General features: G+C 35.3%; 21 protein-coding genes. 7 read left to right on the top strand and 14 right to left on the bottom strand.

All coding sequences use genetic code 11. From position 1 onward, the window contains the following. Position 1 precedes the first annotated feature (1 nt). Positions 2-1351 carry a c-type cytochrome gene (locus tag GXW81_RS01725; RefSeq protein ID WP_154137408.1) on the bottom strand — a complete coding sequence of 450 codons (1350 nt, stop codon included), beginning with the start codon at positions 1349-1351 and terminating at the stop codon, positions 2-4. Positions 1352-1565: 214 nt separating this feature from the next. Between GXW81_RS01725 and GXW81_RS01720 the strand changes: the two genes are divergently transcribed. Continuing rightward, entirely contained in the window at positions 1566-2102 is a 537-nt protein-coding gene (locus tag GXW81_RS01720) for an SPOR domain-containing protein (protein ID WP_154137407.1), read from the top strand. Between the two features lie 157 nt (positions 2103-2259). On the opposite strand, the gene GXW81_RS01715 is transcribed toward GXW81_RS01720, so the two are convergent. The 4 genes from GXW81_RS01715 to aroQ all read right to left on the bottom strand — a co-directional run bounded on the left by GXW81_RS01715 (position 2260) and on the right by aroQ (position 6890). Next, entirely contained in the window at positions 2260-4623 is a 2364-nt protein-coding gene (locus GXW81_RS01715; protein ID WP_161530930.1) for a penicillin-binding protein 1A, read from the bottom strand. Positions 4624-4635: 12 nt separating this feature from the next. Further along, positions 4636-5106 carry a gliding motility lipoprotein GldH gene (locus GXW81_RS01710; RefSeq protein WP_161530929.1) on the bottom strand — a complete coding sequence of 157 codons (471 nt, stop codon included), beginning with the start codon at positions 5104-5106 and terminating at the stop codon, positions 4636-4638. Continuing rightward, a complete protein-coding gene (locus GXW81_RS01705) occupies positions 5093-6373 on the bottom strand; it encodes a regulatory iron-sulfur-containing complex subunit RicT (RefSeq protein WP_161530928.1) in 1281 nt (426 codons plus the stop codon). The genes GXW81_RS01710 and GXW81_RS01705 overlap by 14 nt, the downstream gene beginning before the upstream one ends. Positions 6374-6473: 100 nt before the next feature. Further along, a complete protein-coding gene (gene aroQ, locus GXW81_RS01700) occupies positions 6474-6890 on the bottom strand; it encodes a type II 3-dehydroquinate dehydratase (protein WP_161531020.1) in 417 nt (138 codons plus the stop codon). Between the two features lie 104 nt (positions 6891-6994). Between aroQ and GXW81_RS01695 the strand changes: the two genes are divergently transcribed. From GXW81_RS01695 to GXW81_RS01685, 3 genes are read left to right on the top strand one after another with little or no spacing between them, the layout of a single operon-like run. Continuing rightward, positions 6995-7489 carry a heme-binding domain-containing protein gene (locus GXW81_RS01695; RefSeq protein ID WP_161530927.1) on the top strand — a complete coding sequence of 165 codons (495 nt, stop codon included), beginning with the start codon at positions 6995-6997 and terminating at the stop codon, positions 7487-7489. Positions 7490-7495: 6 nt separating this feature from the next. After that, positions 7496-7903 (top strand): thiol-disulfide oxidoreductase DCC family protein, encoded by a 408-nt coding sequence (locus GXW81_RS01690; protein WP_161530926.1) that lies wholly within the window; start codon positions 7496-7498, stop codon positions 7901-7903. A 27-nt stretch (positions 7904-7930) separates the two neighbouring features. Then, positions 7931-8728, top strand: coding sequence for a GLPGLI family protein (locus GXW81_RS01685; protein WP_161530925.1), 798 nt, complete (start codon positions 7931-7933; stop codon positions 8726-8728). Positions 8729-8802: 74 nt separating this feature from the next. Here GXW81_RS01685 and GXW81_RS01680 read toward each other — a convergent pair whose 3' ends face one another. From GXW81_RS01680 to GXW81_RS01665, 4 genes are all read right to left on the bottom strand, one after another. Then, the gene (locus GXW81_RS01680) at positions 8803-9354 is read right to left on the bottom strand and encodes a hypothetical protein (RefSeq protein WP_161530924.1); all 552 of its coding nucleotides are present in this window, start codon (positions 9352-9354) and stop codon (positions 8803-8805) included. A gap of 27 nt (positions 9355-9381) precedes the next feature. Continuing rightward, entirely contained in the window at positions 9382-12252 is a 2871-nt protein-coding gene (locus tag GXW81_RS01675; protein ID WP_161530923.1) for a hypothetical protein, read from the bottom strand. A 105-nt stretch (positions 12253-12357) separates the two neighbouring features. After that, positions 12358-13221 (bottom strand): mechanosensitive ion channel family protein, encoded by an 864-nt coding sequence (locus tag GXW81_RS01670; RefSeq protein ID WP_161530922.1) that lies wholly within the window; start codon positions 13219-13221, stop codon positions 12358-12360. A 77-nt stretch (positions 13222-13298) separates the two neighbouring features. Further along, entirely contained in the window at positions 13299-15419 is a 2121-nt protein-coding gene (locus tag GXW81_RS01665) for a carboxy terminal-processing peptidase (protein ID WP_161530921.1), read from the bottom strand. 135 nt (positions 15420-15554) lie between these two features. On the opposite strand from GXW81_RS01665, the gene surE reads away from it, so the two are divergent. Next, positions 15555-16322, top strand: a complete 768-nt coding sequence (gene surE / locus GXW81_RS01660) for a 5'/3'-nucleotidase SurE (RefSeq protein ID WP_161530920.1) — start codon at positions 15555-15557, stop codon at positions 16320-16322. Positions 16323-16342: 20 nt separating this feature from the next. Here surE and GXW81_RS01655 read toward each other — a convergent pair whose 3' ends face one another. The 5 genes from GXW81_RS01655 to GXW81_RS01635 all read right to left on the bottom strand — a co-directional run bounded on the left by GXW81_RS01655 (position 16343) and on the right by GXW81_RS01635 (position 22205). After that, positions 16343-17248, bottom strand: a complete 906-nt coding sequence (locus tag GXW81_RS01655; RefSeq protein WP_161530919.1) for a glycosyltransferase family 2 protein — start codon at positions 17246-17248, stop codon at positions 16343-16345. After that, on the bottom strand, positions 17248-18210 hold the full coding sequence (locus GXW81_RS01650) for a glycosyltransferase family 9 protein (protein WP_161530918.1): 963 nt from the start codon (positions 18208-18210) through the stop codon (positions 17248-17250). Before GXW81_RS01650 ends, GXW81_RS01655 begins: the two co-directional genes overlap by 1 nt. A 9-nt stretch (positions 18211-18219) precedes the next feature. After that, positions 18220-18639, bottom strand: a complete 420-nt coding sequence (locus GXW81_RS01645; RefSeq protein ID WP_161530917.1) for a SufE family protein — start codon at positions 18637-18639, stop codon at positions 18220-18222. 21 nt (positions 18640-18660) lie between these two features. Continuing rightward, entirely contained in the window at positions 18661-19626 is a 966-nt protein-coding gene (locus GXW81_RS01640; RefSeq protein ID WP_161530916.1) for a Gfo/Idh/MocA family protein, read from the bottom strand. A 71-nt stretch (positions 19627-19697) separates the two neighbouring features. Then, positions 19698-22205 (bottom strand): ATP-dependent Clp protease ATP-binding subunit, encoded by a 2508-nt coding sequence (locus GXW81_RS01635; RefSeq protein WP_161530915.1) that lies wholly within the window; start codon positions 22203-22205, stop codon positions 19698-19700. Positions 22206-22305: 100 nt separating this feature from the next. Between GXW81_RS01635 and GXW81_RS01630 the strand changes: the two genes are divergently transcribed. Beyond that, positions 22306-22566, top strand: coding sequence for a uroporphyrinogen decarboxylase (locus GXW81_RS01630; protein ID WP_409258619.1), 261 nt, complete (start codon positions 22306-22308; stop codon positions 22564-22566). Then, entirely contained in the window at positions 22563-23666 is a 1104-nt protein-coding gene (locus GXW81_RS01625) for a glycosyltransferase (RefSeq protein ID WP_161530914.1), read from the top strand. The genes GXW81_RS01630 and GXW81_RS01625 overlap by 4 nt, the downstream gene beginning before the upstream one ends. The last annotated feature ends 15 nt before the right edge of the window (positions 23667-23681 follow it).

The raw sequence follows: 23681 nt of genomic DNA, 5'->3' as shown, positions 1-23681 counted from the left end.
ATTAATAATGACATTTACCACACTCTAGTCCACCGATAGCATCTACTGTAATTTTAGTGCCTTCGCCGTACTGTTTTTTCAACTTATCATGTAAGTTTTTGAAATACTCTTTGTTGTAATCGTTATTCATATCTACTTCTGTACTTCTATGACAATCGATACACCATCCCATAGTGAAATCATTTGCCATTTTAGCCACATTCATAGTATCTATAGCACCGTGACAAGCCTTACAAACCACATCTACATTTTTAGCCTTTTTAATAGCCGCCTCTCCAGCTACCACGTGTTGTGCGTGATTAAAGTAAACAAAATCTGGCATATTGTGAATTCTCACCCATTCCACAGGTTGAGTTTTACCTGTATAAGACTGAGTAGTTTCATCCCAACCTACTGCAGCGTAAATCTTTTTAATCTCAGCAGTATAGAATTCTTTAGATTTACCAGGTTCAATGTAGCTACCTTTATATTCTGAAATGTTCTTATGACAGTTCATACAAACATTAAGTGATGGAATTTCTGAAACCTTACCATACTTAGCACTTGAGTGACACAACTGACAGTCTATCTTATTTTCACCCGCATGAATTTTGTGAGAGAAATAGATAGGCTGCTCAGGCTTATACCCTTTATAAACACCTACCCACATCAGCCAGTTCCAAACACCATAAACCGCCAATACAGCCAATACTGCTAAAATACCCTTACCTACATAGTGATACTTCTGATAAAGTTCACCAAAAGATTGGGTTCTTGTAGCGTTAAGCTCTGACAGCTCATCACTTTGGCTAAGTTTAACCAACTGTCTAAGTCTTAGCAATAACCAAACTAGTAGTGCCGCAATAAACAATAATGACACTAAAACAATAGTAGTATTACTACGCTCTTGTTGAGCTTTCTTTATAGCATCTAGATTATTAGCCTCCGTTGCCGCATCAGCAGCAGGTTGCTCAGCAACAGGTGGATTGGTTGTATACGCTAAGATATCATCAATATCTTTTTCTGAAAGCCCTGGAAATGTAGTCATTTCCGTCTTGTTGAACTTTTCAAAGACTTCATTAGCGTACTTGTCTCCCGATGTCCTGAGAGCCTTGTTGTCTTTTATCCACTTATGTAACCAATCTGTACCTAACCCTTGTTCGGTTTTAAGTCTATCAACTACACCTCCCAGAGCAGGACCTACCATTTGTTTATCTAACGCATGACAGGCAGCACAATTGGTTTTAAAAAGCGTTTCCCCATTCTTTGGGTCGCCACTTGCAGCATCCTGTGAGTACACAGAAGCACTAGTTGATAGCAATAATCCTATAGCTATCAATCCCTTTTTGTAATGCTTTCTCCAACTAATCATTTATATAATCTTGGGTTATTAATAAAAATGAATTTTATATTCAGTTGGGCAAAAATAAGACATTAACACAAATTTAACAGACTAGAATGGGTGTAAATTATCATATTTAACTAATTTATAATTATTCTAAACTATTAGATCATCTTTTTAAATTTTGGCACTTGGTATATTTTTTACTTTTAGTATTTTTGCCGAATATTTTTAACACTTTCAAATGAAAAAATTAATAAACTCAAATTTTTATGCTTTATTCTTTCTAGCCTTTTCTTTTTGTAATGCACAAAATACCGTTATAAAAAAAGATACACTAGAAGGCATAGAGCTTAGTATTACTACTGATAAAAACATTAGCTCTCTGCTAGATAATTTAGAAAAAGGATGTGCTACAAAAGAAGGTACGGTGAAGAAAACAGAGAAATCTGACTATACTGTTTCTTCTAACACAACAAACGTTAATAAAAATTTATCTAACGCTGAAATTTGCAGAAAGAATCCTAGAATATTAGGTTACAAAATACAACTCGTGGTAGTAAAAAGTAAGGATGAAGCGGACGAAGTTGCTCAATACTTTAGAAGAAGATTCCCATATATAAAAGTACAACTAGATGCTTCTCTTAGACCAAATTACAAAGTATTAGCAGGTAGTTATTTTACTAAAGAAGCTGCTGCAAGTGATTTAAGAAATATAAGAAGTTACTTTAAATCTGCCACTCCTGTGAGATACATGATTTTCTGTACTGATGCCCTTTAAAAAAAGGTAATAACAAATAAATAAAAACCCGTTTGAATGAACTTCAAAACGGGTTTTTACTTTTTTAATACTCTAATGATAATATTGTGTAAAGTAAAATTGTTATAGCAATCAATAAAAAAACGCTCCTAAAAAGGAGCGTTTTTTTAAGATGTTCTTATTGATTAAAATCTATTTCCTCGGAAGTATTCAGCTTTTCATTTATATTTTCTTCCCGTCCTGTAGAAGAGCCTTTAGGTTTAGACTCCACCGGTTTAGGATTTCTCAGCTGGTCTATTGTCTGTAAACCTCCTTCGTCGCCATAACCTCCCATACCTCTAAGATCATCACAACCATTAGTCCAGTCCGAAGGTTTTACAAATTTTTCCTCTGGAGATATATTTAAGCTCTTATTCGCCCAAACTTTCTTCATAAATAAAGCCCATATCGGTAGTGCCATTTTAGCACCTTGCCCTTCACCTGTACTCCAGAAGTGGGTATCTCTATCTTCCCAACCAACCCAAACACCTGTGGCTAATTTAGGAACCATACCTATAAACCAACCATCTGAGTTATCGTTAGTTGTACCTGTTTTAGCGGCGATTTCAACACCTGCACTAATGCCTTTTCTTCTTAACTCTCCAGATGCCGTACCGTAAGCAGACACACCTTTCATCAAATCAATCATAGAATAAGCATACTTCTCATTCATTATTTCTTTTAACTCAGATTTTACTTCTGTTATTACTCTACCGTTAGCGTCCTCTATACGCCATATCATCTCAGGTTTCACATAGTTACCAAAGTTGGCAAAAGTACTGTAAGCTCCGAGCATTTCGTATATTGTAATCTCAGAAGAACCTAATGCAATTGTATTGTTTCTAGGAATATCACTTTCAACTCCTAAATCTCTAGCTAACTGAATCACATTATCTACTCCTACAGATTCTATAAGCCTTGCAGCCACAGGGTTTTTGGAATGAGCTAAAGCATCTCTAAGTGTAAGCGAACCTCCAGAGCCTAAAACTCTCCAGCTTCCCTTGGTATATGTTGCATTAGAAATAGGTGTACAAGGCGTCATTCCCAAATTCATAATAGCAGCAGCATAAACAAATGGTTTAAATGTTGACCCCACCTGTCTTTTACCCTGTCTTACATGGTCATACTGAAAATGTTGCCAATCTATACCTCCTACCCAAGCTTTAATATCTCCCGTAGACGGATCCATAGACATTAATCCAGCCTGAGCAATTTGCTTATGATAACGGATAGAATCCCAAGGAGACATTTCAACTTCTTCCTCTCCATCCCATGTAAATCTCGTTAGTTTAGTAGGTTTATGAAACTCCATAATAATAGAGTCTTCTGGCATACCAGATGCTAAAAGCTGCTGATAACGCCCCGTACGCTTAACCGCCCTCATCATAATTCTATTTTGACGATCTTTACTTACCTTATAGAACGGTCGACTAGGATTTCTTCTCTGCTCTGCATCAAAAGATTTTTGTAGTTGAGTTAAATGCTCTTTAATGGCTTCCTCTGCATACTTCTGCATTCTAGAATCTAATGTTACATAAATCTTGAGTCCATCTCTAAACAAGTTAACCGACTTACCTGTCTTTTTCTCGTAATCTTTTAGATACTGAGCGATTTCTTTTCTAAGATAATATTTGTAATAAGCAGAATTTCCTTCTGTAATATTTTTAATTGGAGTATAATTTACCACTAATGGCTCTGCTATTGCCTTTTCGTAAGTTGCTTGGTCTATGTAGCCTGTTTCTAGCATCTGCTTAAGTACCACATCTCTCCTCTTCTTAGCTCGTTCCTCATTACGAAGCGGATTATTAGCCACAGGTGCTTCCAACATCGCTACAAACATAGCTGCTTCAGGAAGTGTTAAATCTTTAGTTTTCTTATTAAAGTAAATCTTTGACGCCATTTCTATACCATGAGCGTTGTATGTAAAATCAAACTTATTGAAGTACATCGTAATGATTTCCTCTTTGGTATAACGCTTTTCAAGACTTACCGCCACTACCCATTCTTTAAGTTTTTGAGTAACCCTTCTAAACTTATTAGTGGATGCTTTTTTAGTAAATAAAAGTTTCGCTAACTGCTGGGTAATGGTAGAACCTCCACCCCTATCTCCTCCAAAACGAATAGCCCTCAGTATGGACTTTAAATCTATCCCTGAATGCTCCTTAAATCTCTCATCTTCTTTAGCTTGTAGAGCATAAATTAAATGAGGAGGCATGTCTTTATAGGTAATAGGATCTGTTTTCTCCATTTCAAATTTACCTAAAGTTACCCCATCTGAAGAGATAATCTCCGAAGCTACATAAATATCAGGATTCTCCAAATCTTGTACATCTGGCATTTCTCCTAAAAGACCTTGAGAGGTTGCAAAAAACAAAGCTGCTACACCTACTACAAAGCCCACTAAACCTAGCCATATTAGCTTAATCCATTTTTTATATCCGTTATTCTTCTTCTTTTTAGGAGGAAGAGGAAAGGTTTGTTTTTGATTTTTATCAGAAGTCATCTTAATTAAATTCTATTTTAGTGATTGGATTGTTACCCCTATATCTTCTATTCCCTTTAGAGTGTCTTTTCTCATCGCTTGTTTAAGCTCTATGTTGTAGACTCCATTTTCAGGAAATTTATAATTAACCTTATATTGAAATAATGCCTCCTTTGTAGAACCAAAACCACTGCCTACCCACTCTCCATTTGGCATTGCTAATATATAGTTTAGGGTATCTATCTTCCCTAAAACCTTATTAGCTTTACTTATCTTACTAATGAGATAGAGGTTACTGAAAGGATAATCATTATTATTTCGTATAACAAAGATAATATTTTTAGGATTCTGAGCATCTTTTATTTCAAACTCAAATTTTTGCGGGTTATTTTTATACCACACTCCATTAAGGTCATTCATCTTAACCTCTTCATCTCCAAACGACGAGCAAGAAGCTAAAGAGAACAACGCTAACATTATCCAAAAAACATTAACCTTTATCATTATCTGTATTTCTTGAGTTAGGTTTTCTTTTATTTTTATGTTTTGGACGAGGCTTCTTAGCCTCATTACTTCCTACCTCTTTATTTGGATTATTCTGAGGGTTTTTATTATTGCTCTGAGATTTTCCTCCTTCATTATTACTATTTCTCCTTCTATTTTTTCTCTTAGCATTATCTTTTTTCTCAAACCTGTCTATGCTATCTTCTTGAATAAGATCCACACTCTGCACCTCTTTTGGAAGCGTTTGACTTTTAAGTTCTTCTAAAGGCTGAGCTTGTTTACCTTCTTTATTCTGCTTAATAAGTTTTTTCACTTCATCTACATCTAAATCATACCACATCATAGAGTTTTCTACATAAGCAAACCACATTTTCTTTTTGAAAACATCTATTTTGATGCAAAACGCTTTACCTTTTTCGGTATTGATGGTAGTATTAGTAGAAGGAAATGCATCTAAGGCATCTAGGTAGCTATCTAGCTCAAAATTGAGACAACATTTAAGCTTACCACATTGCCCAGCCAACTTTTGAGGATTGATACTCAACTGTTGATAACGAGCCGCATTGGTATTCACCGAACGAAAATCTGTAAGCCAAGTAGAACAACAAAGCTCTCTTCCGCAAGAACCTATTCCTCCAACTTTAGAAGCTTCTTGACGGTAGCCAATCTGCTTCATATCTATTTTAGTACGGAACATTGTGGCGTACTCCTTAATCAGTTGTCTAAAGTCTACTCTGCCTTCAGCAGTATAGTAAAAGGTAGCTTTAGTACCATCACCCTGAAATTCCACATCAGAAATTTTCATTTGTAGGTTAAGGTTTCTCGCTATTTTTCTTGCTTCTAACTTTACTTCTTCCTCTTTGTTTCTAATAGCTTGCCACGCATCTATATCCTTCTGATTGGCTACTCTATATATCTTAAGACATTCTTCAGAATTTGCCTTTTTCTTCTTCATTTGGATTTTTACCAATTCGCCAGTAAGGCTTACAACCCCTACATCATGACCTGGATTTGCTTCTACCGTTACCACACTCCCTATACTAAGCGGAAGGTTATGAACATTCCTAAAAAAGCATTTCCTTTCGTTTTTAAATCTTACCTCTACAAATTCATTTTGGGAAGGTGCTGGCGGCTTTATATTTGAAAGCCAATCAAAAACACTTAATTTATAACTATTGCCGCAGGTGTCTACACTAGCACACCCTGAGGCTGATTTTGTCCCACAAGTATGAGTAGAGTTTCCAGATGCTCCACATCCACAACTCATAATTTACATTTTTTAATTCTTGCAAATTTAATATAAATTTATTTCATAGCACTATTTCAGCTAATAGCCTACTATATTTTTGGTGAAATACTAAAGTAAGTTACATCAAATCTACGACTGCAGCTACTGCTAACCGGTAACCTTTAATACCAAAACCTGATAGAATACCATCTGTATAAGCTGCTGTAACAGACTTCTGCCTAAACTCTTCTCTTTGGTAAATATTACTAATATGTATTTCTACTTTAGGTTTCTTAAGATTTTTAAGTGCATCGGCAATAGCATAAGAGTAGTGCGTGAATGCCCCAGGGTTAATCACCAAAGCATCGTAGTCTTCATTCTGAATTCTATTGATGATTTCACCTTCTAGATTGGATTGAAAATAATCAATTTTATATTTCACAAATTTTTCTTTCAAATTAGCCAACACTTCTTCCATAGAAATATATCCGTAAATATCTGGTTCTCTAGTTCCTAAAAGATTGAGGTTTGCTCCATTAATAATTAATATTTTCATCATCATTCTAATTATTGGGGATAAACTTACAAAAAGTTTTCATAAAAATCATTTTACGGCATATTTTTTATAACTTTACTTCCTCAACTTATAAAACTTATAAAATGAAAAAAGTAGCGTTGGCTTTATTAGCCGCTGGAGTAATTCTCCAATTCTTTCAAATAGATAAAACCAATCCGCCTGTAGACAAAGGAATGGATTTTGCTCAAATCAAAAAAATGCCAGAGTCTACCGCAAACATCCTTAAAAGTGCTTGTTATGACTGCCACTCTAACGAAACCAAATACCCTTGGTACACCAATATACAACCTGTAGCTTGGTTTGTAAAAGAGCATATAGATGACGGAAGAAAACGCCTTAACTTCTCTACATTTGCAACCTATAGCCCAGAAAAGCAAGCAGAAAAAATAGAAGAGTCTATAGAAGAAATAGAAAAAGGAGGTATGCCGCTAGAATCTTATTTATTGGCTCATCCTGAAGCAAAGCTATCTGATAGTCAGAAACAAGAGTTAGTAAGCTTCCTAAAACAATCTATTGGTAACAATGCTCAAACTTCTCACGCTACAGCAGACGAAGATGGAGATGAAAACGAAGATTAAATCTACATGAATTTAGATTCTTCTAAATATTACCTTTTTTACGACGGAGATTGTGGTGTCTGTAACCGATGGGTACAATGGGTACTAAAGAATGATAAAAATGATAACTTTCGGTTTGTGGCACTACAATCTTCTTTTGGACAAAGCTTTTTGAAGGACAGAAATCTGCCTACCTCTAACTTTTCGACACTTTACCTTTGGAAACCTAATGCGTTTTACCTTACTAAGTCTGATGCCGTTATTAAAATAGGTAGTGTTTTAAGTGGTAAGTTTAGTCTGTTAAATATTGGCAAAGTAGTTCCTACATTCATCAGGAATAAAATGTATGACCTCGTTGCCAAAAACAGAATGAATATTGCAGGTAAGCAGTGTTTATTACTTTCCGAGGAGGAGCAAAAGAAATTCATCAAATAGCACAAACTTAAATCACAATTACACATTATGAGATTTTACTTTTTAATTCTAGCACTAGCCACTCAGGTTTTAGCAGCACAAGCCACTCGTTTTGTTTATGAAATGAGTTTCAAGCCAGATTCTACCAATAGAACGCAAACTAAGACAGAAACTGTATTTCTAGATGTTGAGGCTCAAAAATCCATCTTCTATTCCGAAAAAAGAATGCAAAGAGACTCTCTATTTTCTAGAATGAGAGAAACTAGAAATTTCAATTTTGATAGAGGAGTTATGGATAACTACCGCACCGCTATCAACTTTTCTGTAGAAAAAGATTATGCATCACAGAAGATTAACTTTAAAAATCGTATTGGAGGCGACACTTACAGCTATACAGAAAACAACCCTACTACTTGGGAAATTTTACCCGAGACCGCTAAAATAGGTAATTATGAAACACAAAAGGCAAAAACTACCTATGGTGGCAGAACTTGGATAGCTTGGTTTACCACAGAAATCCCAATGCCCGATGGACCTTATAAATTCTTTGGTCTTCCTGGTCTTATTGTAAAGGTAGAAGATACCAAAGGAGATTATAGCTTTGACCTTAAGGAAAGTAAGAAGATAGCAACTCCTACCACTTTCTCTTATCGTTCAGCACCAATAGAGGTTAAAAAGAAAGATTATCAAAAAATAGAACAAAGGTTTAAAGAAGACCCTCTCTCTTTCATTAATAGAAGCGGTGGTCCTGTAAGAATAGAAATAGACGCCAATGCAAGGAAAAGAATGGAGGAAAGACAAAAAGAAAATAATACAAAAAATAATAATCCTATAGAGCTAAGGTAAAGACTGAACTATATTAAACAAAAAGAGGGCGTCTGAAAATTTGAGACACCCTCTTTTTCTTAACTATCATATTTCTAATCTTTCCAAAAAGTCCATACAGTACCATTGAATACCGCCAACTGGTTCATCTTTGTGTCGTATGCCATCATTCCTGGAGCAGGGTTGATAATTTTCAAATGTGGAGAATCCATCTTAGGTAAAATCATCGCCTTATTATTATCTGACAATACCAGTATTCCTGAAGGTTGACCACTAGTATTAGCTCCTATAATTACAGAGGCATCTGTTTTATCTGTCTTAGATGACTGAAGACTCCTATCCACTTTACCCGTAGTATCTAATGTAACTCCTTCAAAGGTATGCTTGGTGTTAAATGTTAACGCTCGCCAATCTCCATTAGGACGTGCATACTTCACTACCCCATCAGAACCATCCATAACAACCGTCCCTGGAACTACATCAGACACAGATGACAATGAAGTTACATAAGGTAAAATAAAACCTCTATATTGCGTCCCAAACTCTAGGGATACTGATGGGTTAGAAACTTCACTCTTACCCAATGCCACTTGACCAAATGCAAACATGGACAAGCCTATAAAAAATATTGACAATTTAATTTTCATTTGTTTTTCTATTTGTATATTATAAAATTACTCTGGGCAAGTTTGTGTTGAAAAACAACTCCAAATACTACCGTTATAAACCTTTAAACAGTTATTTGTGGTATCATAAACCATCATCCCTGCTACAAAGTTAGTTGCTGGAATCCCAATAGGAAGACCGCTAGCATCAAAAGGAACTCTGTTTACTACAAACCCTTTAGTATTTGACTCTAAAGCGATCCAACCGCCCTGTCTTACCATTGGCCAATTCTCTCCTTGTGCATCTGCTCCTGCTCTAGAGAGAGACGTAATTCCCACCTTAGTAGGGAGTGCATCCCCTGCCGCACTTATAACTGGCTTTTTGTAACAAACTTTAGCCAAGTTAATAATCACTGTTGCAGTATCTGTTGCTCCTCCACAAGCTCCTGTAACTGTATACTTAAAACTATAAGTACCTGATTGTGCTGAACTAACTCTCCACTGGTTACCTATCAAAAGACTACTTGATGGTGTGGTAGTTTCTGTCCACGTTCCGAAACCATCGTAGTTTCCTTGAAGATAATCAAAAAGGTTAATGCTAGTTCCCATAGCTTCATCATAAGTCAGGTTAACGGTTTGCCCTAAACCTGCATTTGCTGATGTAAGTGCATCTACTGTAAGTTTTAAATCCAAGGTACTATTGATACAGCTCGTAGCTGAGTTAGTACTAAGACGAACATGGTAAACTCCTGCTTTATCTGCCGTATATGTTCCAAGGCTTAGCACATTGGTAGTAGATAAAATAGTCGGGTCTCCTTCTTTTGTCCACTCGTATTTTAGATAGTCTAGACCATCTACTACAAGACTTAGCTCATTTGTTGGACATACAGGTGCCATACGAATACCTGGACGACCTAGCTTAGCAATGTCCAGCTTTCTTGTTTGGAAGTTACCACACTGATCATACACACGGAAGAAATAAGTACCTCCCTCAAGCCCTTCAAATATAGGATTAGTGCCGTTATCTTTAAGCACTATTGCATCATTAGCCTCCGAAGACACTATAGCGTAAGTTAAAGGAGCGGTACCACCGCTTGCAGCTAAAGCTACATCATAGGTTCCATTGGCACAGGCAAATGCATAGGCGTTAGAAAAAGTAAGTGTAGCTCCTACCTCAAATTCTTTAATAACTATAGGATCACAATAGTATTCCTGAAAAGAGCCGTTGTTAAGTGCTCTTGAATATCTTATTGGATAAGATACAATTCTATACCGCCCTGGTGTAGCATTTTGCCAAGTATTTATACTTGTCCAAAAAAGAGGTGCCATCTTGCCAGAACCATCAGTTTGTAAATTTGTTGGAGAATTTCCCCATTTACCAGATTCAGGATAATATCTTTGGTAATACACAGATTGGCTAACTCTAAATTGGCTACCACAAGCAACCTCTACCGAGACCTGAGCAGGGGTAACTGGAGTCTGTTCTTGTACTGTAAGTGAGCGAGTAGCAATATCTGCATTACAAGTATTGGCTAACTCAAAAGTATAAACCCCAGGAGGTATATCATTTAAATAAAAGGCTGCTTTTGCTGACGTAAATTTGTATTCAGGCACAGTGTATGGTAAAGGCCCATATTTATCAATAAATGTCTGTGGAGCAGAAGTAATTTTTACCCAATCATAAGTATAGCGATTGCTCGCTAACCCATATAAAGTTGAATTCACATCATCACTACACTGCCTTAAAACACTAATTGTAGTAGCTGAATTCCAAGATATAGAAGATATGGTAGCAGAACGAGTTTGGATTCTACCACACTCATCAATAATTTCAAAGGTATAGTTACCTTCAGGCAGTGGTTGGGTAGAAGAACCATAGATATGTGAAGTAGCAAGCTTACCATGATTTATATCATAAACACTCGGATCAAAGCCTGTTGGAGCAGAAGTAAAATTAATTCTAAAAGATCCAATAGTAGTAAAAAAACCTCCTGTGTTTCTAACAAACTCAAGATTTTGCCCACCACAAATAGTAGGTGTTTGAAAGAGATTAATAGAACTAGGTAAATAATCATAATTTAAACTCTGTACAACTGTTCTTCCACATGCATCTGTTGTCTCTATTCTTAAAGGTAGTCTCGTTAAAGAAGTAAAGTTTGGGATACTAGGCATAGCCGTATTTGTACCCTCCACCACCTCAGTAGCTCCTGTATCTGGATTTGTATAGGATATTTTTATGTTTAATGGATACTTAGCTACAGACATCCAATGTAGACCAATAAAATTTAACTGTATTTTAGTACAATCAGCCGCATAACTACCAGTAAGGAGTATTCCTGTAAAATTACTTGGGGTACTAAGAATCTCTCGTTCTCCTACTAACCCTATACCACAATCATCCACTACACGATAACGATATTTAGCTGCTGCAAGCCCTGTAAAAGTATAAGTGTTTGAGTTATCTTGAAATTCTGAAATCACCTGATTATTAGAATCTAATATTTGGTAACGATAGGGAGCTCTCCCTCCCGTAACACTTACTCTAAATGAGCCATCCGTACCACAGATTGCATTGCTAACAAGTGTAGATGTTACTGAAGTCATTGCTCTTTTCTGGTTAGCAATCGTAAAGTTGCTACTAGTAGCTTGATTGCTCTGCGTACCTAAAGTTTGAGTAGCTACCACTCTATAAGTACCTGTAGGAAGCCCTGTAGCACTTAAACTAGTAGTAGTAGCAACAGGCGTAGACAGATTAGAGGTGTTATATACACTATAAACCAAAGTAGCATTGGTAGTAGCCCCACTAGTAGTCCAAGAAAGTGTACCATTATTAGGACATGTCTCAGGTGTCCCTGTAAGGCTAATTGTAAAACTCTGTAATTGTGCTAGAATAAACAAAGGAAGTATGACTAATGTCAAACTTAGTAGTTTTTTTATCATATGTGTGTTATTTTTTGCAAAGGTAAGTATTTTCTTAAATAGTTATTTATTAGCCTAGTTTTAAGTCTTTTATAGATTGATTAGATTGTATATAATATTATTTTCCTATACATTAGGAAATTCCACTGTTCTAATAGGATACGGAACTCTAATACCATTCTCTCTAAACTTGGCTAAGATAGTCCTCCTTATTTCGTTTTTGGTTTGTGGAGCTCTAAATAATTGAGTAGAAAAATAAAACAACTTTAATTCTAACGAACTTTCTCCAAAGTGTTCTAGCCTAACAAATGGTTTATTAGGCTCTCCTTTCAGCACAGAGCTATTTTCCATAGCTGACTGAACAAGTAGTTCCGTCGCCAAGTCTACATCTGCAGTATAATGTACTCTAATATCAACATCAAATCTTACAATTTCATCTGCATGAGAGAAGTTTATTAGCTTTTCTTTTGTAAGTACCGAATTAGGAAAAATCATGTTTTTATTATCTCTCGTAATAATAGAAGTAGTTCTCATGTGTATCTGTTCTACTCTTCCTACTATATTATCTATTTCAATGACATCACCTACCTTTATTGTTCTATCCACGAGTATAATCACCCCAGAAATAAAGTCTAAAACCAAATTTTGAAGCCCAAGACCTATCCCTACCAATATAGCTCCAGACCCTACTAGCAAAGGAGAAATATTGATACCTAGTGATTTCATTGCAATGAAAAATGTAACGATAAATACCGTATATTTTAGTATCTGAGAAAATGCAAATTTTTTCCCTAAATCTAATCTATCTGTTCTATAAATAAGCATTTTAATCATACGAGCTAGCAAAGCACCTATAATAAAAATGATAAGAGCCACCACTATCTGATAGACACTTAAACTGTATTTACCAATGGAAAAAATTTGGTATTCTAAGATTTGTTTCAGCGTAAGATTTACATCATCTGTAATTTGATTTACATTCTCGTGCATATAATTAGTACTTTTAACAAAATATAAGGGAGTAAAATTACTATACTCCCTCATTTAAAAAAATCAATTAAATTATTTTACTTTATATCCAAAACTACATTAACACCTTCTTGTAAGAAGAGGTCTTTCTTTAAACCTTTGAGCCAAATATCGCTTTTATGAGCAAAAGTAGTATCTGTTTTTCCTCTCATTTGTTCTTCTTTATGAAGGGTGAATTTAAGCCCATTATTATACTTATCTAATACTTTAAAACGCTCAATTTCCTGTTTTCTTTTCTTCATCAAATCATTAAATTTAGCCTGATTGATGGTAATAGATTTCTCCTTATCTAAGCTCTCTTTCCATTGAGCAGACTCTTGTAAAAGCTGATAGGTACTATTATTAGCCATTCTCTCTTGGCTTCGTTTAACTAAAGCTGCTATATTAAGCTGGTTAAGTGGTTTAAAGTCTGTAGTTCCTATTTTATCCCAAGCTAAAGCATAGTCCTGATAACGCTCGCCTATTTCTGCATAAGAGAAGAAGTCTTTAAGGCTAATATCCGAAGTAATCCCCTTACGCTGATTAGAAGCCCCATCTATACCATAAAACTTTTGTATAGTAAGTTTCAATGCCCCAAAATCATCAGAAGTGTTTAAAAATCTATTCAAATCCACAAAAGTTTGCACCGTCCCTTTTCCATAAGAACTAGGCGAACCAAAGATAACTGCTCTACCGTAAGCCTTCATTGCTCCTGCTAAAATTTCAGACGCAGAGGCTGACAGTTCGTTTTGCATAATTAACAAAGGTCCGTCCCACACAGGAGCGTTTGTTTTATTTTTATAGACTTCTATCTTACCGTTTCCGTCTTTTATTTGTACCACAGGACCATTGTTCATAAATAATCCCATCATATCTACCACCTCGGAAAGTGAGCCACCACCGTTATTTCTCAAATCCAAAATAAGACGAGCCACACCTTCTTTTTTAAGTTTTGTTATTTCGGCTTTTACATCATCAGAAGCATTTCTTCCCTTAGCATCGCCAAAATCAGCATTAAAGCTAGGCAGATAAATATAACCTACTTTCTCGCCTTTAGCTGTATTGATAACTAAACTTCTAGCAAATGTGTCTTCTATCTGTACCTCATCTCTAATAAGGGTAACATCTTTTATCGTTCCGTCTTTCTTCATTACAGTAAGCGTAACAGGTGTATCTTTTTTACCCCTTATGTATCTCACTACCTCGTCCACCAACATACCATTAACGCTAATAGCTTCCTCTTTAGGAGAAGGTTTTACTTTAATAAGTTTATCGCCTTCGGTAAGTTGTTTAGACTTCCAAGCAGGAGCACCTACGGTAAGAGCACCAAGGAATATTCCTCCTTTTTTCTCTTGTATTACCGCTCCTATCCCTATAAACGAGCCTTTAAACTGCACATCAAAATCTTCTTTATCTTTAGGAGAATAATAGTTGGTATGCGGGTCAAAAACTTCTGTATAAGCGTTCATATAAACAGAGAACCAATCCATTTTTTTTCTCTTTTGGAATCTCTTGAACATATTAGACATCAAGTCTTTAATCTCCTCAGTCGCTTTTATTTTTTTCTCTTCTGGAGAAAGAATTTTTAGTGTTACAGTATCCTTCAGTTTATTAGCAATAAGAGAGTCTTTAAGTTTTTTTCTTCGCTCCTCTCTATTGCTCATCACTTCCATTTCTTGTAGAATATTGTATTTAATATACTTCTTCCATTCCTTGGTTAAATCTGCCTTATCAACTGGAGACTCTTTATCTTTTGGTTCTAAAACCAATACCTCATCTTCGTTCAAATCAATAGGCTTACTAAAGATTTCTTGTGTAATGCCATCTAGCTCCTCCATACGCTGGTAAAGACGGTCGGTAGTAAGTTTATAAAAAGTTAAATCTCCTTGGTTAAGATAGTCGTCTAATTTGGTTTTATGTTTTTCAAACTCCTGCATATCAGACTTCAGGAAGTAACGCTTAAATGGGTCTATCTTTTCAAAATATTTATTGTAAACATCTTGCGAATACGCATCATTGATAGGCTTTGGGCTATAATGTAGGTAAGACAGTGTATTACGAACACTCATCATAATAGTCTGCATTTTCTCATCATCATTCTTAGGTGAGTTAAAGCAAAATATTAAAGTGGTAAGTGGAACAAATAATAATAGTGTATTAATTTTTATTTTTTTAAACATAAAACTATACTTTATTTTAATAATTAAAACAACCCTTTTTTCCGCTACTGAAACGCAATAGGAATGCCAAATTTAATACTTATTTTTCATTGCTCTATTTTTTTTGGTTATTTTTGTGAAAATTTGTTACAAATTATGAAAAAGCCTCTTATATTGGTTACCAATGACGATGGAATTACCGCTCCTGGCATACGAAATCTTGTTTCTTTTATGAACGAAATTGGAGATGTAGTTGTGGTAGCACCTAACTCTCCTCAATCTGGAAAAGGACACGCCATCACCATCAACTCTACCCTTACCTACGAAGAAATTTTCATGGAAGGACCACAGAAAGATTACGCTCTTAGCGGTACTCCTGTGGACTGCGTGAAATTCGCATTGGATAAGATACTTACTCGCAAACCTGACCTTGTGGTTTCGGGCATCAATCATGGAGCTAATTCTTCCATCAATGTAATATATTCAGGGACTATGTCTGCTGCTGTAGAGGCTGGTGTGGAGGGACTTCCTGCTATTGGGTTTTCACTTTTAGATTTCAGTTGGGAGGCCGATTTTTCCCAAGCTAAAGAATTTATCCAAGCCATCGTTAGAAAATCCTTAGAAAACCCTATGCCTAAAGGTATGGTACTAAATGTAAATATCCCCAATCTGAAAAAAGAGGATATAAAAGGTATTAAAGTTTGCAAACAAGCTCATGCAAAATGGGAAGAAAGTTTTGATGAAAGAGTAAATCCTCACGGTAAAAAATATTATTGGCTTACTGGTTATTTTAATAATATGGACACCAACAAAGATGCCGATGAAAACGCTCTAGCCGAAGGTTATATTTCTGTAGTTCCTGTGAAATTTGACCTTACCGCTTACGAACATTTGGAAAGCCTGAAAGAAATACTAAACTCCTAAACTTCATAAATAATCCCTTCTTAAACGGAGGGATTTGTTTTTTCTAACAATAATCCCAGTTTATACATATCTAAATATCTGAGACTAACCTTTCCGCCAAGCAATTTTTTTTGAAGAAATTCTTTACCAAAAAAAGATGAAAAAAGCCGTGATAAAATGAAGTTCAGTTTTAGTTTCTTTACCACATGGTACACTTTGATAAGTTTAATATCTTCTACTTTTTTAGGAGAGTTTTTCAACAAAAAACAAAGGTTATTTATAGAGTCTTCCACTTTTTTTAGATAAACTTCATTAGTTTCTAAATCAATACTTAGGATAGGATTATCTATATGGAAAACATCCACACCTTTACCCTTTAAATCTTTCGCAAAAACTAAATCTTCGTAACCATAGCCTGCAAGTTGTTCATCAAACAAACATTGTGAAAAAGTCTCTCTTTCTATAAGAAAATTATTGGTCTGAAAAGACAAATGTTTATTTTTTTTTCGTTGAAATAAAGGCAAATTTTCTCTTTCATTAGCGAATTTCCATCTCAAATATCTCTCTACTGAAGGCTCTTCTTTTTGAATACACCTTCCTCCATAGACTACTTTTGCATCTTTATTTTCAGTAATGAGTTTTTGATAATTCTGAATGAATTGATTAGATATAACCTTGCCATCGCCATCTAAAAATAACAAATACTTCCCTTTAGCATACTTCAAAAACAAATTTCTTATTCTAGCTCTTCCCATATTTTTCGGAAGCCAGACCATTGTATCTACAACAGTTTCCAACGATTTATTTAGCTCTCTGTAATGCTCATCAGAAGCATCGTCTATTAAAACGATTTCTGCATTTAGATAGTTCTCTTTTATTTCGGATTTCAAATCGGTTACTAGCGTAGTAACTTCAGTATTATAGATGGGAATACAGATAGATATCATTAAATTTTATCTACAATTTTTTGTACATCTATTTCTTGCAAACAAGCCCAATCACCTCTATAACAGGCTTTATCTCCAAAAATCGAACAAGGTCGACAAGTAAGGTCTTTCACTTGAACAACATCTTCTTCCTTTTGACCATACCCTAAAAAGCCTGCAAAAGGATGTGTAGCCGCCCACACCGAAATGCAACGAGTCCCCACCAAACTTGCTAAGTGCATATTAGCAGAATCCATAGAAATCATCACTTCTAACCCTGCAATTTTCTCTAATTCTTCCTTTAATGAAAGTTGTCCTGCAACGCTTTTTGTATTTGGAATTTCCTTTTCCCACTGGCTCAAAATTTCCACTTCCTTTGTTCCTCCTCCAAATAAGAAAAGTGGCTTTTGTTTTGCTATCATTTTTGCTAGCTCAAAAGATTTTTCTAACGGAAGTATTTTTCCTTGATGCTGTGCAAACGGTGCAAAACCAACACCCTTTTTATCAACTACTTGAGTACGATACTGGTGAGATAATTTAACCTCAAATCCTATAGCTCTAAAAACATCTGCGTAACGTTCTGTAGTTAATTTTAAAGGTCGTTTATTTACATTCCAAACATCAATAAGCCGTTTCTTTTCTTTCCTGCCTTTATCTATCTGAAATACAGGTATTCCTTTTAACTTAGAAAAAATATTTAAAATTTTAGACCTAATAACATCATGTAAATCAGCAACAACATCTATTTTGTAAATACTCAACAGCTCTTTATGAAGCTGCTTTAACCCCCAAAAACCTTTATATTCTTCTAAATTTGCTCCGTGAAATTTAAGCCTATCGATTCCGATGAATAAATCACCGAAGTTTTTACGAGAGACCATAATTACCTCTACCTGAGGATTTTGTTCTAAAAATTCTCTAAGCACAGGCACTATCATCGCCACATCTCCAAAGGCAGAAAAACGGTAAGCTAGTATCGTCATCTCTTTTTATTAGACCTTGGCTTGGAATGCTAAGGCATAGAATTTAATTTGTTTTATCATCGAGGCTAGACCATTGGCACGAGAAGGTGACAGAAACTCTTGAAGTCCTATCTCTGAAATAAATTCAAAATCGGAATCTAAGATTTCTTGAGGAGAATGCTCGCTATACACAGAAAGTAGCATTGCTATAATCCCTTTAGGCAAAATACCGTCTGAGTCTGCCTCAAAAGATACCTTTCCATCTCTGAAAGACGCATCTAACCATACTTTGGACTGACAACCTTTTATCAAATTTTCTTCCTGCTTTTTATCTTCGGAAAGCCCTTTAAGCTCTTTGCCTAAATCTATAATATACTCGTATTTTTGCTCCCAATCATCTAAGAAAGCTAACTCTTCTATCAATTCTTGTTGTTTTTCCTTTATAGTCATATCACAAAGATAAGAAGTTTTTTATTTTGAGCCTCTATAAATGTTCTCCACCAAAGAAATTAAATTCTGATGATAAAGCATTTCTTCCAAATCACATTCTGTATCGGAAAGTTTTTTTAATGCACATTTTAAATTTAATTGCAAATTAGAGCACTCATTATCAACAATCTCATTTAAACTAAATTTATAGTTTTTAAGATTACAAATACTTACTTCATCAAAGTACTGCCCAGAAATTTTAACACTCCCATTTTCAGCGATAATACTCATAGAGGTTTCCATATTTTTATCCCAAACTGCCGTAGTGAAATTAAGATTAACTAAACCTCCCGTTGCTAACTTTAGAGTGAGTACCCCTGTATCTTCTATCTCCACCAGAGAGCAATGTCTAAAAGTATCCATATAGCTTGATAGTAGTTCCGCCTTTCCGAAGGTAAAAAGTATTAAGTCTAAAAAATGAAAAAACTGAGTATATAAAGTTCCTCCATCTAACTCTTTTCTACCCTTCCACGATTGTGGCGTGTAGTATCTTTGGTCTCTATTCCAAAAGCAATTGACTTGAACAAGGTACGGCTGTCCTAAAATATTTTCGGACTGAATCTTTTTCAACCACGCCAAAGCAGGAGAAAACCTATTTGGAGTAGAAAAAAATATTTTCAGTTGCTTTTCTTGAGCGATTTTAATTAAAGCTCCCATCTCAGAACCTTTTAGACAAAACGGTTTCTCTATTAAAATATGATACCCATATTCTAAAAGTGCTTTTGCTTGGGGAAAATGAAGATAGTTGGGCGTTGATATCACCACTAAATCCACCTTGATTTCTGAACTTAAAAAATCATCTAAAGATATAAAATAAGGTATATTTTCTGTATTTTCAATAGTTGAATCGTCTATGATTGCAGAAACTTGTGTGTCATCAATTTCTTCAATAGCCGCAAGGTATTTTTTTCCCATAAACCCCAACCCAAGAATAGCAACATTTATCATAGTTCCATTTAAATTAAAAAAGTAAAATCCACTAAATGCGAGATTTAGTGGATTTTACCTACATCAATTATTTAATTTTGTTTTTCTAAAGCATCTTTAGCTTCATTTAGTTTTAAGACTACACTTTCGCCTTCGCTTAATTGTTTTGTTACCAAAAGTTCGGCTAGTAAATCTTCTATGTACTTTTGCACCGCTCTTTTCAGTGGTCTAGCACCGAAGTCTTTATCCCAACCTTTCTCAGCAATAAAGTCCTTGGCTTCCTCTGTAAGACTTACGGTATAACCTAGTTTGCTTAATCTTTGGTAAAGTTTATTAAGTTCTAGATCTATAATTTTCTTAATATCTTCTTTCTCTAAAGCGTTGAAAATAATAATATCATCTATTCTATTTAAAAACTCTGGAGCAAATGCCTTTTTAAGAGCCGATTCTATCGTGCTTCTTGCGTAAGCATCGGTGCTGGATTTCTTCGCCGAAGTTCCGAAGCCTACACCATCACCAAAGTCTTTCAGTTGGCGAGTACCTATGTTAGAGGTCAAAATAACAATCGTATTTTTAAAGTCTATTTTTCTACCCAAACTATCGGTTACGAAACCTTCATCTAAAATCTGCAACAATAGGTTAAATACATCAGAGTGAGCTTTTTCTATCTCATCTAAAAGCACTACCGAATAAGGCTTTCTTCTAACGGCTTCTGTAAGTTGTCCGCCTTCTTCATACCCCACATATCCTGGAGGCGCTCCCACGAGTCTAGACACCGCAAATTTCTCCATATATTCGCTCATATCTATTCTTATGAGTGCATCTTCAGAGTTGAACAATTCCTTAGCCATCACTTTAGCTAGCTCTGTTTTACCAACTCCTGTAGTTCCTAGGAAAATAAAAGTACCAATAGGTCGGTTAGGGTCTTTTAGTCCTGTTCTATTTCTTTGGATAGACTTCACTACTTTTTTAACGGCTTCCTCTTGACCAATTACCTTACCATTAAGGTTTTTGTCCATTTCGGCAAGTTTATCAAGTTCATTTTTGCCGACTTTAGTTACAGGAACACCACTCATCATTGATACTACTTCTGCTACATTCTCTTCTGTAACCGTTTCTTTCATCTCCTTTACATTTCTATCCCATTCTTCCTGAACCAAATTAAGCTCTATTTGTAAACGCTCTTCCTCGTCTTTAAGCCTTCTCGCTTCTAGGTAATCTTGAGCTTTAACCGCTTTTTGTTTAAGGTCTTTAACTTCTTCTATTTTGGCTTCAAAATCTACAAGTTCGGTAGGGACTTTCATATTTTTAATGTAAACCCTAGAACCCGCTTCGTCCATAGCATCTATGGCTTTATCTGGTAAAAATCTATCCGTTATATATCTAGAAGTAAGATTAACACAAGCCTTAATGGCATCATCTGTATAAATTACATTGTGATGTTCTTCGTACTTATCTTTAATTTGATACAAAATCTGAATAGTTTCTTCTATGGAAGTCGGCTCTACCATTACTTTTTGAAAACGCCTCTCCAAAGCACCATCTTTCTCTATATGCTGTCTGTATTCATCTAAAGTAGTAGCTCCAATGCATTGTATTTCTCCCCTTGCCAACGCAGGTTTGAACATATTAGACGCATCTAAACTTCCTGTAGAACCTCCCGCTCCTACAATAGTATGCAATTCGTCTATGAACAAAATGACATCTCTATTTTTTTCAAGTTCTGTCATAATTGCTTTCATTCTTTCCTCAAACTGACCTCTATACTTAGTCCCAGCCACCAGACTCGCTAAATCTAAGGTAATTACACGCTTGTTGTACAATACACGAGAAACTCTTTTTTGATGTATCCTTAATGCCAAGCCTTCCGCAATAGCAGATTTCCCCACACCTGGCTCTCCAATGAGAAGTGGATTGTTTTTCTTTCTTCTAGACAGAATTTGTGATACTCTTTCTATCTCTTTTTCCCTACCAATTACTGGGTCTAGCCTTCCTTCTTTAGCCAAAGTCGTCAAATCTCTACCGAAATTATCTAAGGTAGGTGTTTTACTTTTTGCAGTTCCGATATTGCTACTTGGTTTATTAGACTGCCCAAAGCTTTCTCTTTCCTCATTACTATCATCATAGTCACTACTCATTTTAGGCAAAATTCCGTTTTGCTCCAACATTGTGCGATATTCTTTAGTAACCGCCTCATAATCTACATCATAACTTTCTAGAATCTGAGTGATAGGGTCTTCCATTTTGTAAAGAATACCCAATAGTAAATGAACCGTATTGATATGTTCTGAACGATAACTTTTACTTTCTAAATCAGCTCTTTTAAGTGCATAATCTGCCATTTTAGTGAATGGAATCACCTCCATTTCTTTCGGTGGAAAAACATTAGAACTTAAAGAGTTTAAAGCCTCTATTTTTCGTCTTATTTGGGTTAAATCTACCTGTAAATTCTGTAATATTTCCCTCGCAGAATTATCTGTTTTGATAATCCCTAAAAGAAGATGTTCAGTATTAAGAAATTCACTTTCTAATCTTTTTGCTTCTTTAGCACTCTCTTTGAGGACTTTATCCAATCCTCCCGAAAATTTATTACTCATCATAATTGTTCGTCATTGATTCCTAAACAAACCCTGTGATATATTTGTCAAAATGTTTATTTAGACTCGTCCAAAGTTACAAATACTTTACCAAAGATAAAAAATGACTTTATGGCATATTTTTCTTAATTTTGCAAAAAAAGATAAAACTATGAATCCTGAATATATAGGCTATTTAGCGTCTGCCTTTGTTGCTATCAGTTTTTTACTAAAAGAAATTAACAAGATAAGAATGGTCAACCTTATTGGCTGCCTACTATTCGTAGCGTATGGTTTCCTAATAGACAGCTTACCTGTTACTATTACCAACATCCTTATTTCCCTAGTTCAGATATACTACCTTTTTCTAGCGAAAAAACAATGAAAGTAATTGTTTCTGCTTTCAGTAATTTATATACAGACCAAAGGATAGAAAAAGTTTGTCAGACCCTTCATGACAACAATTACAAAATAGAGCTCATCGGAAATGACTGGGGAGGAAATGTAGCAATGGAGCGCCCTTACCCTTTTAGTAGGATACACATCAAATCCAAAAACCTCCGTGGAGCATACCTTGAATTCAATAAAAAACTTTATACCGAATTACTAAAAAAAGCGGACAAAAATACCATCTTACACGCTAACGATATAGATGCTATTCTCCCTAACCTTTGGGTTTCCAAAAAATTAAACATTCCTCTTATTTTTGATAGCCACGAAATTTTTACCGAAATGCCTGCCATTAAAGGAAGGTGGACACAAAAAATTTGGCAATTGGTAGAACGATATTCGCTTCCTAAAATCAAATATATGATGACGGAAAGCGAAAGCTACGCCCAATGGTTTAGAGAACGCTATTCTGTAAATCCTGTTGTAGTGCGAAATATCCCTAGAAAAATCACTACACCTATTACCATACCTCAAAATACTCCAAAAGTGATTTTATATCAAGGAGCCATCAATCAGTCTAGAGGTATAGATAAAGCCATACAAGCATTAAACTATCTTGATAATGTGATTTTTAAAATTGCAGGAGACGGTCCTAAAAGAAAGGAATATGAAGTATTGGTTGAAGAATTAAATCTAAATCATAAAGTTTCGTTCTTAGGAAAGCTATACCCTACGGAGCTAAGAAAACTCACTCAAACGGCAGATGTTGGTCTTAGCATCGAAGAAAACGGAGGTGTAAGCTACCTCTACTCTCTACCAAACAAAGTAGCAGATTATATACAGAGCAGAGTTCCACTCGTGATGATAAACTTCCCCGAAATGAAGAGAGTTTATAACAATTTTAAAGTGGGAGAAATGATAGATTCTCACGACCCAAAAGTACTTGCTGAAGCCATAACTCATGTACTAGAAAAAGGGAGACTACACTACCAACCCGAACTAGAAAAAGCTGCAGAAGCCCTATGCTGGGAAAAGGACGAGGAGAAAATCCTTTCACTTTATCATCAAGTAATTACAGAATCAAATATCGTATAAAAACATTTGTACGAT

The sequence above is a fragment of the Riemerella anatipestifer genome, assembly GCF_009932355.1.
Classification (GTDB): Bacteria; Bacteroidota; Bacteroidia; order Flavobacteriales; family Weeksellaceae; genus Riemerella; species Riemerella anatipestifer_E.
This window is presented reverse-complemented; position numbering and strand designations above follow the sequence as displayed.

Bases quoted from the DNA above. Each gene is read 5' to 3' on its own strand.
- GXW81_RS01680 (WP_161530924.1), bottom strand. From the start codon at position 9,354: ATGAAAATTAAATTGTCAATATTTTTTATAGGCTTGTCCATGTTTGCA.
- GXW81_RS01725 (WP_154137408.1), bottom strand. From the start codon at position 1,351: ATGATTAGTTGGAGAAAGCATTACAAAAAGGGATTGATAGCTATAGGA.
- GXW81_RS01665 (WP_161530921.1), bottom strand. From the start codon at position 15,419: ATGTTTAAAAAAATAAAAATTAATACACTATTATTATTTGTTCCACTT.
- GXW81_RS01635 (WP_161530915.1), bottom strand. From the start codon at position 22,205: ATGATGAGTAATAAATTTTCGGGAGGATTGGATAAAGTCCTCAAAGAG.
- GXW81_RS01710 (WP_161530929.1), bottom strand. From the start codon at position 5,106: ATGATAAAGGTTAATGTTTTTTGGATAATGTTAGCGTTGTTCTCTTTA.
- GXW81_RS01695 (WP_161530927.1), top strand. From the start codon at position 6,995: ATGAAAAAAGTAGCGTTGGCTTTATTAGCCGCTGGAGTAATTCTCCAA.
- aroQ (WP_161531020.1), bottom strand. From the start codon at position 6,890: ATGAAAATATTAATTATTAATGGAGCAAACCTCAATCTTTTAGGAACT.
- GXW81_RS01655 (WP_161530919.1), bottom strand. From the start codon at position 17,248: ATGATATCTATCTGTATTCCCATCTATAATACTGAAGTTACTACGCTA.
- GXW81_RS01640 (WP_161530916.1), bottom strand. From the start codon at position 19,626: ATGATAAATGTTGCTATTCTTGGGTTGGGGTTTATGGGAAAAAAATAC.
- GXW81_RS01715 (WP_161530930.1), bottom strand. From the start codon at position 4,623: ATGACTTCTGATAAAAATCAAAAACAAACCTTTCCTCTTCCTCCTAAA.
- GXW81_RS01690 (WP_161530926.1), top strand. From the start codon at position 7,496: ATGAATTTAGATTCTTCTAAATATTACCTTTTTTACGACGGAGATTGT.
- GXW81_RS01625 (WP_161530914.1), top strand. From the start codon at position 22,563: ATGAAAGTAATTGTTTCTGCTTTCAGTAATTTATATACAGACCAAAGG.
- GXW81_RS01675 (WP_161530923.1), bottom strand. From the start codon at position 12,252: ATGATAAAAAAACTACTAAGTTTGACATTAGTCATACTTCCTTTGTTT.
- GXW81_RS01630 (WP_409258619.1), top strand. From the start codon at position 22,306: ATGACTTTATGGCATATTTTTCTTAATTTTGCAAAAAAAGATAAAACT.
- surE (WP_161530920.1), top strand. From the start codon at position 15,555: ATGAAAAAGCCTCTTATATTGGTTACCAATGACGATGGAATTACCGCT.
- GXW81_RS01645 (WP_161530917.1), bottom strand. From the start codon at position 18,639: ATGACTATAAAGGAAAAACAACAAGAATTGATAGAAGAGTTAGCTTTC.
- GXW81_RS01705 (WP_161530928.1), bottom strand. From the start codon at position 6,373: ATGAGTTGTGGATGTGGAGCATCTGGAAACTCTACTCATACTTGTGGG.
- GXW81_RS01670 (WP_161530922.1), bottom strand. From the start codon at position 13,221: ATGCACGAGAATGTAAATCAAATTACAGATGATGTAAATCTTACGCTG.
- GXW81_RS01650 (WP_161530918.1), bottom strand. From the start codon at position 18,210: ATGACGATACTAGCTTACCGTTTTTCTGCCTTTGGAGATGTGGCGATG.
- GXW81_RS01685 (WP_161530925.1), top strand. From the start codon at position 7,931: ATGAGATTTTACTTTTTAATTCTAGCACTAGCCACTCAGGTTTTAGCA.
- GXW81_RS01720 (WP_154137407.1), top strand. From the start codon at position 1,566: ATGAAAAAATTAATAAACTCAAATTTTTATGCTTTATTCTTTCTAGCC.